We start from the raw sequence: 14,069 nt of genomic DNA on the forward strand, positions 1-14,069 counted from the left end.
TCCTGCCTCGGCCTTGCGGGTGACTACACTTCTCTTATCGAACAGGATATTCCATGAAATATTTCAGAATGCCACTTGCCAGTCTTTTTCTGGCAGGTCTCAGTGCGTGTTCGACCGCGTCCGGTGGTAATCAGGCACTGAAAACAGCCACGCCAGCCAGCATCAATCAGACCCTACATAATGGCGTTACAACAGACGAACAGGTCAAGGCCATCTATGGGGCTCCAGACAAGGTCAGCTACACCGATAGTGGCAATGAAATCTGGACATACACCTATGGAAGCTCGTCCGATAAAATCGCGGATGCGGAAGTCTTCGATCCAACCGGGCTCACCACATTTCTGGGGTCGAAGAATAAAAGCCATATCAGGACACTCACCGTGCTTATCCATAACGGTATCGTTATGAAACACAATCTGAATGACAATACCAGCTATGCTGGAACAGGCGTTTTCAAACAATGACGTCCTTTCCTTAAGGAGCGATGTCTTGTCACTGACCTGACAGCATCGGTCGGGTCTGCCGGGAGGGCCGGGGAGGGGGCAGTCAGCATGGCCATCTGCCTGAGGGCTTCCTCCGGATTGTCTCGTGCCAGCACAAGAAGCCTGACATCACGGGTCTGTTCCAGATGCGCCACAAGCCTCTCCATATCCGCTCTGGCTCTGAGGAACGTCTGAACCTCGGGAGACTCTGCCCATGCCGTATGGGCTTTCTCCCGGCCCATCGCATACCAGTCTGCCATCCAGCGAACGGCATAGGTAAACTGCTCATCGTTCTGCATGTCCAGAGTGCCAACCGCATGGCGGTCATAGCCATAGGCGTGAAGAATGGCGGTGAAGGCCTCCTCAGCCTGCCGGATCTCTGCTCTGTTTCCACGGTTCCACATGCTGGCCTTCTGTCTGGCGTCCAGCCATCGGCGTCGGGCAGGAGCAAGTCTGGCATGGTGGGTCTGGTCAATAGACTGGGCGTCACGGCTTTGCGGGTCTGCAAAAGGCTCAGGCGCGAGATGCGACCACCAGGCATCGAACTCCTCCATCATGGCCAAAAGCATGTCTGCAAAGCGTTTCTGGTCCTGTAACAGGTCACGGATCTCCGCCTCGCGTTCTGCCTCTCCCCTGTTGAAGTCGATAACCGACTGGATTTCCGCGTGTGACATTCCCTCCGTGATGACAGCGCGTGGTGACATCTGAAGACTGGAGACAGGGCCAAGCCAGTGGGATGGTGAAGCTGGTCGTGTCAGGGGTATCAAAACGGAAGTCCCGGTCTCTGTCGCGTTGGGTGCGTGTGTTTCCTCTGTCTGGTCGGGTTCGGGGTCAACGGGGGTTTCCCCCTTGCCAGTTGGGTCTCGGGATGTGTCACGAGGGCCAGGGCTGGCTATCCCTTTATTTATCATGGCTTCGGGGTCTGTCCTGAACTGCTGAAGCTCGGCTTTTTTCAGACCCAGCAGACGGGACAGTGAACCCACAAAAACCCCGTTCTGGTCTTTCAGGATGAGGACATCGGGTTTCTTCTGGCCTGCTTCCAGGGTCCATCCCTGATCTGCCACAGCCTGTTCAAAAGCCTGCCAGCTATCAGAACGGGAAAACATTTCCCGCACGGCATATTTGATCTCAAAAGGGCTGGCGCCCTGTCGCTGGGATTGTCTGGACTGCGGGTCTGACAGGCAGGAATTCGGGAGCGGTCCGTCACAGAGCGTCTTCAGGCGGTCGCGAAATTCCTCTGGAACCGCGTGATACACGGACCTGTTGTGACGTCCCTTGGTCAGGTCCAGACCATGCTTCAGCTCAAACAGTCGGGCGATTTTTTCCTGACGTTCATAGCGATGCGAGACATCCAGAACTTTGCCGGTCTCGGCATTCGTCGTGCGAACCAGAAACTGACAGTGGCGATTGTCTGCTTTGCCATCGTGACGGGTTTTGGTGTGAATGACGGCAAGACAGACATCAGACGATGTAAACCCGAACTCTTTGGCGAGCATGGTGATGCAGTCAGCAAACTGTTCATCTGTCAGCTTCTCTTTCGAAGAGATCTGAAAATGCTGAACAGCATTCACGCGATGGAAAGCTGTTGCGTCTGCGATACAGTCATCGACATCCTGGCGTCTGCCTTTCCACAGTAAAATATGTTCGTTCTCGTCTGTCTTCTCCACAAGGTGATGGAAAATGGCTCCTGAACCTGATGACGTTTTGATGGGATTGCTCTTGAGGATCATCGCACCCTCCTCAAAGCCCTGTTGATGCGGGCCTTGATGTCATCAAGCTCGGGAATTCGGGAGGCAATCTCCACCTGTTCCCCTGTGTTCCGGCGTCTCGCAATCTGGTTCAGGTTGTTGCCTATCGCTGACAGTTCCCGACGCAACGCCAGAAGCTCCTCTGCAATCGAAGCCCCTCCTGCCAGTTCGTTCAGCAGGACTTTCCTGCACCAGACAGACAGTCTGCGTGTTCCTGCTGTGGTTTTTAGTCTCTCCCGTTCTTCCGGTTTCACCCGGATATGCAATGTCTCCGTTTTCATAATGCCCCTCGCGCGCGTGAGTCATTATAGCTCTGGCAGATGCAGGGGAGAGAGTTGCTCTGGCGTATTCAGGGAGTAAACTTGAGCCAAATCAGAGTAATCGTATATACAAATGCAAAAAAAATCACTTTTATTGGTATTTATTGAAATAAATCATTGACAAACACAATAACATCAAATATACATCTCCTCAGTCCCCACAAGAGGGGGTATAAGGAATAAGGATATGACAAAATTAAATGACATTTTAAAACAGTTCGAACTTGCTGAATTGAACGCAGTCGAGAGAGTGAAAGCCCTTGGTACGTCAAGGCATATAGGAAATGCTCCCCTGTCAGTGGCAGAGGTCGAGCGCATTGTTTCCTTCATCAGGACAGACCTGAAGGGACAGGAGTTCACAGCAGCAAAACGTGCGAATGCATATGCTGAAACTCTTAGAAAATCTGCATATTTAAAAGAGGTAAAGCCTGACCATCTGCTGAACTTCCTTCTGGACTCACGCATTCCAGCGAGTGAAGTCAGTGCTTTGGGATGGGAACAGGAAGATATCGAGGCGGAGCGTAAAGGTTTCGGTAACGCTCTGTTTGTCGCGTTGGGATTACTGGTTTTCCGGGATTGGGAGCGGTATCATGGACATAGCTGGGATTGCGAAACCCAGTATGTGAAATGGTTTATTCGTTTTGCTCCTGAAGAGTTTAATGCAGGGGCATCAATTGCCCTCCATGCTCATTTCGACCTTGGTTTTTCTCTTCTGGCAGAAATGAAGGGCAAAAAGCCTCTTTCCTGGTCTTATGAAGGACAGGGAGGCCAGCCATGACCCATCATGAAATTGCCATGGCTCAGCTGGATGTAGCCCGTAAATATCTCGAGTGGAGGATTTCCGCTCTGGAGGCTCCCCTGACGGTCCTGCAACAGCAGGGCGATGAAGACAGAGCCAAAGCACTTCTGGATCAATCCTGGATGTTCAAAAACCGCATCCAAAGTGTCGAGGATGTCGTAACGGTTCTGGAAATCATGCAGGAACTGGGGGTGTGTGATGATAACTAAAGCAGACGCCTTCAACCATCTCCTGAATATGGCTCGTGGAACCAGCCGGGGCGAAATCATTGCCCGCGATTTTTTGCTCTGGTGGTGGAATGAGCATCTCTTTGGGGTATTCGACTTCCACCGTCTTGTTTATCTCGACGGTAAGACATTCAAGGCGATCTGTGATCTGTCTCAGGATATCTTTACATCGGGAACCACCTATCCTCTTGTAGACAGCGAGTTTTACAGACGTTTGCAAGAGCTCGTGAACTGGGAACTGGACCGTCAGAACCGCCTGAAGTCCCAATAAAGGGGGCTTCCCGCACCTCGCCTTTTCCCCAACAAGGTGCGGTGCGGGATAGACTTGTTTCGGGTTGTTCGAGGATATCCAATGCCTCGTCTCTCGCCTTAGGAGGAGGTTGCCCTCTGGAGCAAAGCCTCTCCCACCCAAAAGCTAAGGAGGTAACACCTTCTTGGTATACATCTAAACAAGCTGGAACGATGTCAGAATGAAACGCTGTTGCCCTGACTGAAACCTGATGTCTGACTATGGAGGTCTGGCTGACAGGGGATGCATTGAAATCCTTCACTGTTCTGAAATGCATGACATGCACCAGAGCGGTCAGAGTTCTGGGCATCCCTGTGCGGACATAATGGAAATCGGGATGACGGGCTGATATCCGGTTCAGTCTCTCATCGGAAAATCCCCGCATCAGAAGCAGGGCTGTTCCACCAAAGGCTTTGCGCTTTATCAGCCTTTGAGCTGTGGCAACTCTTGCATCGGACAGGGTTCCGTAGCGTTTGCCTGCATGAATGCTCGTATAACGGCTTCGGATGTCTCGGGTCAGTCCAATGAACGTCAGGCTGGTTTCGGGCTTTCCATAGTCCTTGGTGAGATATCGCGAAACAGACAGCACATCGCGGATGTCCTTGATGGCGTCTGCCTGTCGGTCCACTTCATTTGGAAACGCCTGAAGGATCTGTTCCTCAAGCCAGGCTCTCTGTGAGGGGTCTACATAGAGCTGGATATGGTAATGCGGTGTTTCATCGTTCTGGAGTTCCAGCGCTGTCATCCCCAGCAGGAGAATATCCTTCTCCCGGGCTTTGCGTCTGACACTCTTCCAGCGTCTGGAGATTTCGGCTTTGGCCTCTTCATAGGAACAAGCGTGATATGTTCCGGGTAAGGTCAGGGTCAGGAACAGTCCCTGATAGTCCAGAAATCCCGTGGCGAAGTCGTGCAGGCTGTCGGCTATCGCCAGCGTGACTGCATAATGTTTTTTGAGATGCCACTGACGTAAATCATGAGCAGACAGTCCGGTGTCCGGGTTCTGTCTGTCAGGAACGACGATGAACGTTTTGCTGGCTGTCAGTTTCTCGGCGTCAAAAGACTGTTGAATCCTGTCCCGTTTTGGGGAGAGTTCCAGAACCCTGCGGAGATTACGGCGTAATCTGTTGGCTTTGCGTGTGAGAACCTGTCCCGTGATTCGCTGGGTCTGTTTCAGCTCGTCATAAGATTGAGAGAGAAGGTCAAAGCCGGAAACGAGATCTTCGGGCAGGGTTTCAACCCAGGCCACGACGTCCATGGCAACCTGTTCGGTTTCTTCAAAACAGGCGAGAAACTCGCAGTTCTCTGCGATCTTTTGGGTGATTACGTTCTTGTAAAACACATGCAGGGGGAACAGCCTGCGCCAGATGTCTGGTCTGGTGGTTCTTATCCAGTGGTCTATCTCGTCATACTGCACATCATCCTGCATCTTTCCCCGTGTAAGCGTGGAGAGAAGCAGAATGGTCTATAATGGTTTTGTCGCAGATACATGCCTTACTTCCTTCTCCGGACTGGTCTTCGGGATGTTCTCCAGTCCTGAGAGGGAAGTATAGCAGACAGTCTTGCAGTTTTGTTTCGAAGAGGGATTATTGTTTTCCCATTAATCTCTTCAGGTCCCAAAACTCAGGATATGACATGGAATCCGCAACACGTTTGAGGTTCGTGATATCCACGTCATCGAAATAGACGGTATTACCAACCGACTTGTTCAAGCCTTCATGTCCGAGAAAATCATCAATCCATGACTCTCGAAGTCCACCGTCGCCATGTTCATGAATATTGCGGAGCTTGGTTGAGACGTTGTGCCGGAAAGAATGAAAAACCTTCTCCCGGCCAATGCCGAGGCGCGATTTAAAGCTCGAGAAATTTCTCTGGAAGATTCCGGACCGTTTCATGTCCATGCCTGTGAAATCCAGGTCCTTGAACAGATAACGCCGTCGCTGGTTTTTAGCACGTTCGGCCATCTCTACGAGGCCGGTATCCAAGAGGGGCTGACACAGGGGAACAATGCGAGCCCCGGCTTCAGTCTTGGGGTCCCATGCTTCCCAGGGTGCGTCTTTATGAGCACGGTGGACCTGCACCACAATGCACCAGATATCCTGGATCTGGATGATATCCTGCGGTCGCAGTCGGCAGATTTCTTCCTCCCGCATTCCCGTATAGGACGCGATGCCGACAATTAGCCCAAAAGTGGCCTGACTGATGGTTTGGAATGGCCATGGATTTTCGATGAGCGTGATCAGGTCATCGATTGACCAGCGGATACGCTGTGTTTTTGCAGTGGTATCGAACTTCCAGCCTCCGACAAACGGATTGCGGTCAACCTTGCCGATGGGTTCATAATGACGCCAGAGAGCAGACAGTCGTGTGAAATGGTTCTTTGTGGCTTTTCCTGAGATACGCTCCAGATTTTTCCGATTGGCTTCTGAGACCAGTTCAGCGACGGTTCGCGTATCCTTGCGGTTTTTGCCGTAATTGACCGGCAGTTGCTCCATCATTGTTTTGAAGTCGGAGGCGTCTTCTCCCGCATAGTCGCGGATAGGTCTGTCACCACAGATTTCGACAAACCTTTTATACGTGTTGCGATGCTCAGCGATGACGGAGGGTTTGGCTTTCTTGGCCTTGAGGCTCAGGAAGGTTTCAGATGCTTCCGAGAACAGAGGGGAAGGCTTGGGGGCTGGAGGCTGAACAAGTTGTGTCAGCACGGCAACCTGCTCTGCGAGCTTTGTCAAAGCGACCTCGCCCGGGTTCCTTGCAGACTTGCCCAGTTTGTAAATGATATCTGTCAGGGCGTTGATTTCGGGACCAATCTTTTCAAGCACGCTGGAAACCCGTTGGTGGTCTTCCATCCTTGCCAGAAGATGCTCAGCATTCATGGTGTTATAGCGAGCTTTCAGAGCCTGAATCTCACTGTCATAGGTCTGGATAATGGACTGAAACAGGTCCTGCTGGACAGGATGCAGGTCAGATGTGGCCAGAGCGTCCTGAAAGGTCTCAACCGCTTTGTTGAGCGAGGATGTTTCTTCCGATGAAGACATAGCCAGACTGATGCACTCGAAAAGCTGAGAGGTCAGTCCATACATGGCACAGGCACGGGTTCTGGCAAGATTTCTGTCGAGGGTTTCCAGGGAGTGCCAGATTTCCCGTTTTCCCAGAGCAGGCCGAAAACGAACGGGAATCCCGCGTCTGAAATGGAAACCGGATTGCAGACGAATCAGCACGACAGGGCTCGTTTTGTAGAAGCCCTTTGTAGAAGAATGGGGGCTCCGGGTTGCTGAAAACCCTAAAAGCCGTTTACTTTCAATAACTTATATGTGGTGCGAGCTGCGGGACTCGAACCCGCACGCCCTTGCGGACTCGAGATTTTAAGTCTCGTGCGTCTACCATTCCGCCAAGCTCGCACAGCCCTCATGCTGCGCGCAGGAGAGCGGTACCGTTTTCTCTCAACCAGCGTTCCGCTGCAAGACGTCCTGTACGGCCCTGCGGAATAAAACAGTCGACCAGGGCCCAGAAATCGGGGCCGTGATTGAAGTGTTTCAGATGGGCCAGTTCGTGGATGACCACATAATCCCGGATCTCCGTGGGAGCCATCAGCAGGCGCCAGCTGAGCATGATGCGTCCCTGACGCGTGCAACTGCCCCATCGGGTCCGGACATCGCGCAGGTCGAGCCGGGCAGGGTGCAGATCCATTTTTGCTGAATAGGTTTGGAGTGTCTGTGTCAGGCGTTCCTTTGCCATGGCCTGAAGAAAATCGCGGACGCGTCGTTCCGTGTGTGAGGCTTCTCCGCTGACATGCAGTCCTTCCGCATCCAGCCAGCAGCCGCGCTGGGCCGTAGGTTCATGTAGGATAGGGATGCTTCTCCCTTCGATCATGACCTCTGAGCCGTCAGCGAGCGCCTGCTTTTCCGGCAATGCAGCTAGAGCATTGGTGATCCACTCCGTCTGCTGATGGACGAACGCCAGTGCTCTGTCCCGGCTGATGCGCTCGGGAACCGTGATGATGACTTCGCCCCGGACGGGTTCGATCCGCAGTGTAATGCGTCTGGCCCGTGTCGAACGTTTCCAGATAAGTGGAACGGTCGGGGGGAGCATGGTCTCAGCCCTTGCGCTTCAGCGCATGACAGAGCGGGGAGCGGTCCGGCCATTCCCCTGGCCAGTCTTCCAGATGGTCTTCCAGCGGTCCGGCGCGACGCTCGCTGATGCAGCGGTCCTGGACCGAGGCGCCGGAACTGTGCACGCCCTTTTCATTGCCCGTCCGCAGAGGGTGCCAGTCCGGAAGATCAAATCCATCGCGCAGCAGACGATAGGAACAACTGGGGGGCAGCCAGTCGATTTCGGCCAGAAGTTCCGGCGTGAGGGTCACGCAGTCCGGGACCTTGCGATGGCGGTCGGTATAGTCGGTGCAGCGGCAGGTATGCGTGTCCAGAAGGCGGCAGGCGACGTTCGTGTAAATGACTTCTTCAGTGTCTTCGTCGCGCAGCTTGTTGAGACAGCAGCGACCGCAGCCATCACACAGGGACTCCCACTGTTCGGAAGACATCTGGTCCAGAGGGACGGTTTGCCAGAAAGGCGCAGTGGGAGAAGTCATGGGTGGTCCAGCAGGGCGCAGGCGACGCAGAAAACGACCGCGAGCAGAATGGAAAGAAAAGCGGATGGCAGAAGGAGCGGAAACCAGATCAGGCGCAGACGTGTCGGCAGGTCGGCGCCCAGTCCGATGGCAGCGCGTGTTGTACCTGGCGGCAGGGTCAGCAGGGTCGCCCCGGTTGGAAAAACGACCGCCGGCGCAATGAGCATGCCTTCCAGCCAGCCCAGACCGGAATGAATGCTGGCCAGCGCAAGGGCCAGTCCGGGGGCGGGCAGGAGCAGCAGCAATCCGAGACGTCGCACCACCCGAGCGGGCAGGACGCGCATGAGCAGCGCGATCACGGCGCAGGCCCCGAGAAGTCCTGTCAGGATTGCGGGCAGGTTGAGCCGTAATGCGAGCGACATCATGGTGTTTGCGGTGCGAAACGTGCTTCGAACTGCTGTTCGAGCGCTTCACCATGCTGGGACCAGAACGTGTCGCTGACAGTCAGGAATGTCGGCGTGTTTCCCGGCGGAACCGGTCCGGGCATGTCTTCCAGATGGGGAGCGTGCATTCTGAGCTGGGCCAGTGTCCGGTGTGCACTGTCCGCGGGAACATTGGCGGGAATGGCCCAGAAGAGCGGCGTCCGCAGCACGTTCTGGGTGCCGGCAACGAAGAGCGAGCTTGCAGCCCCGGCCTGAACCCGGGAACTGACACTGGTCACTTCCGTACTCGGCGCGCTCAGCATGAGGGCGCTGCTCTGTTCCATGATGCGCGCGGCATCGGCAGCCGTCGTCCACCACACGATATAGGGGCGAAGCAGGTCCAGCTTGCGGAAGGCGCGATCCACACCGGATTGCGTCGAAAGGGTAGGATAGATGTCCTGTGGTGCGACGCCATCGGCCAGCAGGGCGATTTCCAGTGTTGTTCTGGCGCCGAAATGCAGGCCCCGCCGTCCCGGATGGCGCGCCACGTCCCAGAAATCCTGCCAGCCCGGAGCTGTTGCCAGCCGCGAGCGGTCCCAGGTCAGGGCAAGGTCGCTGACACCACCGGGGATGCCGCAGGTGGGGCTGTCGTCCAGTGTATGGACCCATCCGCCCGCGCAGGCCTGCGCCAGCTGCGTGCCCGTGACGAGAATGGCCATCCATGCGGGTTTCGCGGCATGGGAGCCGGTCTGGAGCGTTGTCGTCTGGCCGTCCCATTCCACCAGATGCAGGGTGTTGTCACTGGAGGTGAGGGCGTGCGCTGCGATCGTGCCTTCCGGAACGCCGAAGCCGGGTTCAGGGGCAACGGGCGCCGCCGCGCGACGATGGACAATCCTGCGCCGGTGCCGGCCGTGCTCATGTCCGTGCGCCGACGCGGAGCCGGGCAGGAAGACGGATGTGATGCCATGTCCGACAGACGTGAAAAACGTACTGATGCCGGTGGCATCATGTGACGAACGCGCGGACGCAGCCTGAGCCGCAGGCTCCAGGGATGACAGAAGCAGCAGGGCGCAGAGACACAGAGGGCGCGGGCCACTCCTGCGGGGGACCCGACCGGATGTCCGGAAGACATGTCGCAAGGGGAAAGCGGACCGGGTCAGAACGAAAGGATCCTTGGAAGGGTGGGTTGCTGGAAAAGGAAACTGTTTACAGGCGTCCGGACAGGACAGGCGCACTTTAATACATCCCGATGCCGGGCGGAAAGGCTGTCGCATGGGTAGCGGGCCAGGCGAGTTGCACAGCGGTCCCCGGTGCAGGGATCTTCTGGGCCTGAAGCGGCGGACGGCGCAGCTCGATTTCCGTTCCTTCGGCGCAGCGGACCCGCATGCGGATATGATCCCCGAGATGGGTGCTGTCGGTCAGAACACCGCGGACGGGCGTTTCCTCCTCTTCGTTCATGCCCAGGCCCTGGGCTCCGAAAAAGGGTGAAATCCGGTCGGGGCGGACACAGACAAGACATTCCTGTCCTTCAGCCAGATTTTCGGCGGCCATTGCGTCCACGATGCCGCCACAGGCCAGATGAACGCGGGCCACATCGTCGCCAATATCCAGAACCTGACCCGGCAGGGTGTTGGTCTCGCCAAAGAGGGTCGCGACCTCAACGCAGTCCGGACGGTCATAAAGACGGGCGGCGTCTGCACATTGCAAAAGCCGGTTGTCATGAAAGACGGCGATCTCGCCACCCGAACGCAGGGCATCTTCGCGGCGCGAGACGCTCTGGATCACGCTGAGATTCAGGGCGCGGGAGAGGGTGCCCAGCAGGATCGGGATGCGGCGTGCGGCATGGGGATCGAGCGTATGAAGCGGATCATCCAGCAGGAGCACGTCCGGAGACGTGACAAGGGCGCGGGCCAGCCTGACACGCAGGGACTGTTCCGGGCTCAGCTCCGCAGGCCGCAGGCCGGCGATGCCGTCCAGTCCCAGAAGGGAGATCATCCGTCCGGCCGCCGCACGGGCTTCGGTTCGGCTCTGTCGGCTGGCACGCAGGCTGAAGGCGATGTTGTCCCGAAGGTCCAGATGCGGGAAAAGCGGGTCCCGCGGACTGACGATGCGCATCCGGCGCTCTGCGGGCGGACGGGACGTCACGTTTTCGCCGCTGACCGTGATGGTGCCGCCCAGAGAGGGCAGGAACCCCGCCAGCACATCCAGCAGGCGCGACAGGGCCGGGGGCTGGTTTCCGAACAGGGTCAGGGTCGCGCCGGGCTGGAGCGACAGGTCGACGGGAGGCGCATCAATGGCCGCGCGCAGGCCGGCTACCTCCAGCACGGGCTTCGGGCGGGAGGGGCGGGCGCTCCTCTGCTTGGGAGCCATGCGGGAAACGCCGGACAGGCCTGACATGCAACCTCTGGGAGAATGGATCGTTATAGGCGAAACAAAATCAGGCCAGAACAGATCTGACCGGATATTCAAGAAGGGGTTTGAACATGAGCCGTAAAAGCGTCAAGGATAACATTGAAGTGGCAACCGAGACCACACAGGCTCAGATCGACAGTCTGCGGGACCAGCTGCAGGAACTGCTGAACAACCGCATCAACCCCGCTCTGCTTGATGCGGCTGACCGCACGGACCATGCCGTTGCAAATGCCCGCAAAATCACGGATCATGAAATTGAAAATGTTTCGACGCGTGTGCGGGCGCGTCCGATTGCAGCCGTCCTGATTTCGGCCGTGGTCGGTTTCTTCGCCGGCCGTTTCTCCAAGTAACAGCCCGGTTCTTTCCAGGCGGGGGACGGACGGCATCTCGTCCGGCCCCGTCCTGAAGAAGAGGCAAGCGACTTTCCATGAAGCCTATCGAACTCGGACAGGATGTCCTTTCAGCCCAGGGGCAGATCCTTTCCCGCTCTGCAATGCGAATCGGCCGCAGGGTGGCCTATGGCATCGTCGCGGCAGTCTTTCTGTTCTTTACAGCGATCTCATTTCACGGGTTCCTGTGGGCATTCTTCATTGATGTCGCAGGGCTGAGCTATGTGAAGTCCGCGCTCTGCGTGATCGGCGTAGATCTCCTGTTCGTCGTGATCTTCGGACTTCTGGCTGCCCGTTCCATCCCTGATCCGGTGGAAATCGAGGCCCGTATCCGCCGTGACCGCAAATTCATCGAGTTCAAGCAGTCTCTGGCCATGGCGGCGCTGACGGGGCTGGTCTTCGGACCGGCCGGCCGTTTCACCATCGCCCGTCTGTTCGCCATTGTGCGGAATTTGTTCGGTCTCAGAAAATAAGACATTTTGTGGCTGATATTGATCAAAGCCATATAGTCAGTCTCCGCGTAATGGCGTAAGCACTTCGCCAGTCCACCGACTGCTACTTCACTGAGTGGGAGTCGATGTGGCTGAGCGAGGAGCGTTGTGGACGAATTGGCGTACAGTCTGGCGTGTGGCAGTCTGGTGGTTGACGGTAGGGTCGGTTCCTGATGCTGGCTGAAGTTGACCTGTTTGGCGTTTTCGTTGCACCGCTTTCCATTTATGCCGTAGCGGCGGTCTTTGTGACGTTACTGCTTCGAAGCATCCTGTGGCGCACCGGTGCGCTGGGGTGGTTCTGGCACGTTGCCCTCTTTGAAATAGCGCTCTATGTCTGTGTTCTCTGTCTACTCATCCTTTACGTATAGGAGGGGTCGGCAATGAACTGGACCCGCAGCGTGATCCGTGTCCTGCTGACCCTCATCGTCCTGGCCCTGGCCATCGGACTGGGGCGCACGATGTGGGACATCTACGTCCTCGCCCCCTGGACCCGTGACGGCCGCGTGCGCGTTTACGTCGTAGATGCCGCCCCTGAAGTCTCGGGCACGGTGGTTGCCGTGCCGGTCGTGGACAACCAGTTCGTCCACAAGGGCGATCCGCTCTTCGTGCTCGATCCGGTGCGCTTCCGCCTCGACATCGACGCTGCCCGTGCCCGGGTGGCCGGAGCCGAGGAAGACCTCAAGCTCCGCACCTCCGACGCCAAGCGCCGCATGGGCCTGGGCGGCATCGTCTCGGCGGAAGAACAGGAAGACTTCAACTCCAATGTTGAAACCCAGCGCGCCAAGGTCAACGCGGCCAAGGCCGAGCTAAACACCGCCCTGCTGAACCTGCAGCGCTCGACGGTTTATTCCCCGGTGGACGGCTACATCACCAACCTCAACCTGCGGGTGGGTGACTATGCCCATGCCGGCGTGTCGGGGCTGGCAGTGATCGATGCGCACAGCTACTGGATCAACGGCTATTTCGAAGAAACCAAGATGCACGGCGTGCATGTGGGTGACGAAGCCCGGATCAAGCTGATGGGCTACAAGCAGATCATCATGGCGCATGTCGTCAGCATCGGCCGCGGCATCAACGACCAGAACGGCGTGTCCGACAAGCTGGGCCTGCCGGACGTCAACCCGATCTTCACCTGGGTGCGTCTGGCGCAGCGTATTCCGGTGCGTCTGGAGTTCGACAACGTCCCGCCGGAAATCACGCTGGCGGCCGGCATGACGGCCACGGTGACGATCGGGCGTGAGACGCCGGGCGCGCGCGGACGTCTGACCACCTGGCTGCAGAACCACCTCTGACATGTCACGCACCTCCCTTTCCCGATCGCTGGCGCGGCCCTTTACCCGGGCCGTAGCCCTCCGCAGCGTGGCTCTGGCCCTGAGCACCTGCCTGTCGCTGACGGCGTGCACGGTCGGGCCGAACTTCAAGCCGGACAAGATCAAGGTACCCGACGCCTTCGTCGAGCAGCCCCGGCCTGCCACCGCCGATGCGCTGGCGCAGTCGGCTGCCGACATGAAGGACTGGTGGGCGCAGTTCCACGATCCCATGCTCAACGAGCTGGTGGAGCAGGCGATCAAGGGCAATTACGACCTGCAGATCGCCTCGCAGCACATCATCGCCGAGCGCGCCGTCCGCCGTCAGGCCCAGTCGGCCTGGTATCCGCAGCTCGATGTGGCCGCAGGCGGTGGCGATGACCGCTATTCCATCAACGTGGACAACTGGCCGCTGCGTCCGGGCAACACGGCCAACCGCCCCGAGGCCTCGGTCCTGACTTATGGCGCGCGGGCGAGCTGGGAAGTCGATCTGTTCGGCCACATCGCCCGGCAGGTGGAAGAGCGCAAGCGGATCGTCGAGGAATCGATCGAGAACCGCCGTGGCGTCCTCCTCGCGCTGCTGGCCGAAATGGCGACGGACTATGTGACACTGCGCTCC

17 protein-coding genes, 1 tRNA gene and 1 pseudogene are annotated in these 14,069 nt (G+C 57.2%); 8 read left to right on the plus strand and 11 right to left on the minus strand.

Features of this window, described 5'->3' with window-relative positions; all coding sequences use genetic code 11:
* Window positions 1–53 precede the first annotated feature (53 nt).
* Window positions 54–464 carry a hypothetical protein gene (locus HKD27_RS11055; RefSeq protein ID WP_194689511.1) on the plus strand — a complete coding sequence of 137 codons (411 nt, stop codon included), beginning with the start codon at window positions 54–56 and terminating at the stop codon, window positions 462–464.
* Here HKD27_RS11055 and HKD27_RS16415 read toward each other — a convergent pair.
* From HKD27_RS16415 to HKD27_RS11065, 3 genes and pseudogenes are all read right to left on the minus strand, one after another.
* Window positions 434–1,156, minus strand: coding sequence for a hypothetical protein (locus HKD27_RS16415; protein ID WP_228518483.1), 723 nt, complete (start codon window positions 1,154–1,156; stop codon window positions 434–436). The genes HKD27_RS11055 and HKD27_RS16415 overlap by 31 nt on opposite strands.
* A gap of 672 nt (window positions 1,157–1,828) precedes the next feature.
* Window positions 1,829–2,212, minus strand: a pseudogene (locus tag HKD27_RS16855) (hypothetical protein); the annotation flags it as partial.
* On the minus strand, window positions 2,209–2,511 hold the full coding sequence (locus HKD27_RS11065) for a plasmid mobilization protein (RefSeq protein WP_194689509.1): 303 nt from the start codon (window positions 2,509–2,511) through the stop codon (window positions 2,209–2,211). The pseudogene HKD27_RS16855 and the gene HKD27_RS11065, both read right to left, overlap by 4 nt.
* A 226-nt stretch (window positions 2,512–2,737) precedes the next feature.
* On the opposite strand from HKD27_RS11065, the gene HKD27_RS11070 reads away from it, so the two are divergent.
* Both HKD27_RS11070 and HKD27_RS11075 read left to right on the plus strand, forming a co-directional pair.
* Complete coding sequence (locus tag HKD27_RS11070) at window positions 2,738–3,328, plus strand: hypothetical protein (protein ID WP_194689508.1); 591 nt, start codon at window positions 2,738–2,740, stop codon at window positions 3,326–3,328.
* Window positions 3,325–3,558: a hypothetical protein gene (locus HKD27_RS11075; protein WP_194689507.1), complete on the plus strand. Its 234-nt coding sequence runs from the start codon at window positions 3,325–3,327 to the stop codon at window positions 3,556–3,558. The genes HKD27_RS11070 and HKD27_RS11075 overlap by 4 nt, the downstream gene beginning before the upstream one ends.
* A gap of 182 nt (window positions 3,559–3,740) precedes the next feature.
* Here HKD27_RS11075 and HKD27_RS11080 read toward each other — a convergent pair whose 3' ends face one another.
* From HKD27_RS11080 to HKD27_RS11115, 8 genes are all read right to left on the minus strand, one after another.
* Entirely contained in the window at window positions 3,741–5,291 is a 1,551-nt protein-coding gene (locus tag HKD27_RS11080) for a replication endonuclease (protein ID WP_228518466.1), read from the minus strand.
* Between the two features lie 157 nt (window positions 5,292–5,448).
* Complete coding sequence (locus tag HKD27_RS11085; protein ID WP_194689506.1) at window positions 5,449–7,083, minus strand: tyrosine-type recombinase/integrase; 1,635 nt, start codon at window positions 7,081–7,083, stop codon at window positions 5,449–5,451.
* 94 nt (window positions 7,084–7,177) lie between these two features.
* Window positions 7,178–7,263 (minus strand) — tRNA-Leu (locus tag HKD27_RS11090).
* A 7-nt stretch (window positions 7,264–7,270) separates the two neighbouring features.
* The gene (locus HKD27_RS11095; RefSeq protein WP_194689505.1) at window positions 7,271–7,954 is read right to left on the minus strand and encodes a M48 family metallopeptidase; all 684 of its coding nucleotides are present in this window, start codon (window positions 7,952–7,954) and stop codon (window positions 7,271–7,273) included.
* A gap of 4 nt (window positions 7,955–7,958) precedes the next feature.
* Window positions 7,959–8,450, minus strand: coding sequence for a YcgN family cysteine cluster protein (locus tag HKD27_RS11100; RefSeq protein ID WP_194265369.1), 492 nt, complete (start codon window positions 8,448–8,450; stop codon window positions 7,959–7,961).
* On the minus strand, window positions 8,447–8,854 hold the full coding sequence (locus HKD27_RS11105) for a hypothetical protein (protein WP_194689504.1): 408 nt from the start codon (window positions 8,852–8,854) through the stop codon (window positions 8,447–8,449). The genes HKD27_RS11100 and HKD27_RS11105 overlap by 4 nt, the downstream gene beginning before the upstream one ends.
* Window positions 8,851–9,990: an extracellular solute-binding protein gene (locus HKD27_RS11110; protein ID WP_228518465.1), complete on the minus strand. Its 1,140-nt coding sequence runs from the start codon at window positions 9,988–9,990 to the stop codon at window positions 8,851–8,853. The genes HKD27_RS11105 and HKD27_RS11110 overlap by 4 nt, the downstream gene beginning before the upstream one ends.
* 97 nt (window positions 9,991–10,087) lie before the next feature.
* Window positions 10,088–11,248, minus strand: a complete 1,161-nt coding sequence (locus tag HKD27_RS11115; RefSeq protein ID WP_194689502.1) for an ABC transporter ATP-binding protein — start codon at window positions 11,246–11,248, stop codon at window positions 10,088–10,090.
* Window positions 11,249–11,334: 86 nt separating this feature from the next.
* On the opposite strand from HKD27_RS11115, the gene HKD27_RS11120 reads away from it, so the two are divergent.
* The 5 genes from HKD27_RS11120 to HKD27_RS11140 all read left to right on the plus strand — a co-directional run.
* Window positions 11,335–11,613, plus strand: coding sequence for a hypothetical protein (locus tag HKD27_RS11120; protein ID WP_024717271.1), 279 nt, complete (start codon window positions 11,335–11,337; stop codon window positions 11,611–11,613).
* Window positions 11,614–11,690: 77 nt separating this feature from the next.
* Window positions 11,691–12,125: a hypothetical protein gene (locus tag HKD27_RS11125; RefSeq protein ID WP_041111783.1), complete on the plus strand. Its 435-nt coding sequence runs from the start codon at window positions 11,691–11,693 to the stop codon at window positions 12,123–12,125.
* A gap of 191 nt (window positions 12,126–12,316) precedes the next feature.
* Window positions 12,317–12,511, plus strand: a complete 195-nt coding sequence (locus tag HKD27_RS11130) for a DUF1656 domain-containing protein (protein WP_041111784.1) — start codon at window positions 12,317–12,319, stop codon at window positions 12,509–12,511.
* Between the two features lie 12 nt (window positions 12,512–12,523).
* The gene (locus HKD27_RS11135) at window positions 12,524–13,435 is read left to right on the plus strand and encodes an HlyD family secretion protein (protein WP_011253626.1); all 912 of its coding nucleotides are present in this window, start codon (window positions 12,524–12,526) and stop codon (window positions 13,433–13,435) included.
* Between the two features lies 1 nt (window position 13,436).
* Window positions 13,437–14,069 (plus strand): TolC family protein (locus HKD27_RS11140; protein WP_194689501.1); only part of this gene is annotated, 633 nt, incomplete at its 3' end.

The organism is Gluconobacter sp. R75690, assembly GCF_015244525.1.
In the GTDB taxonomy this organism is placed as follows: domain Bacteria; phylum Pseudomonadota; class Alphaproteobacteria; order Acetobacterales; family Acetobacteraceae; genus Gluconobacter; species Gluconobacter potus.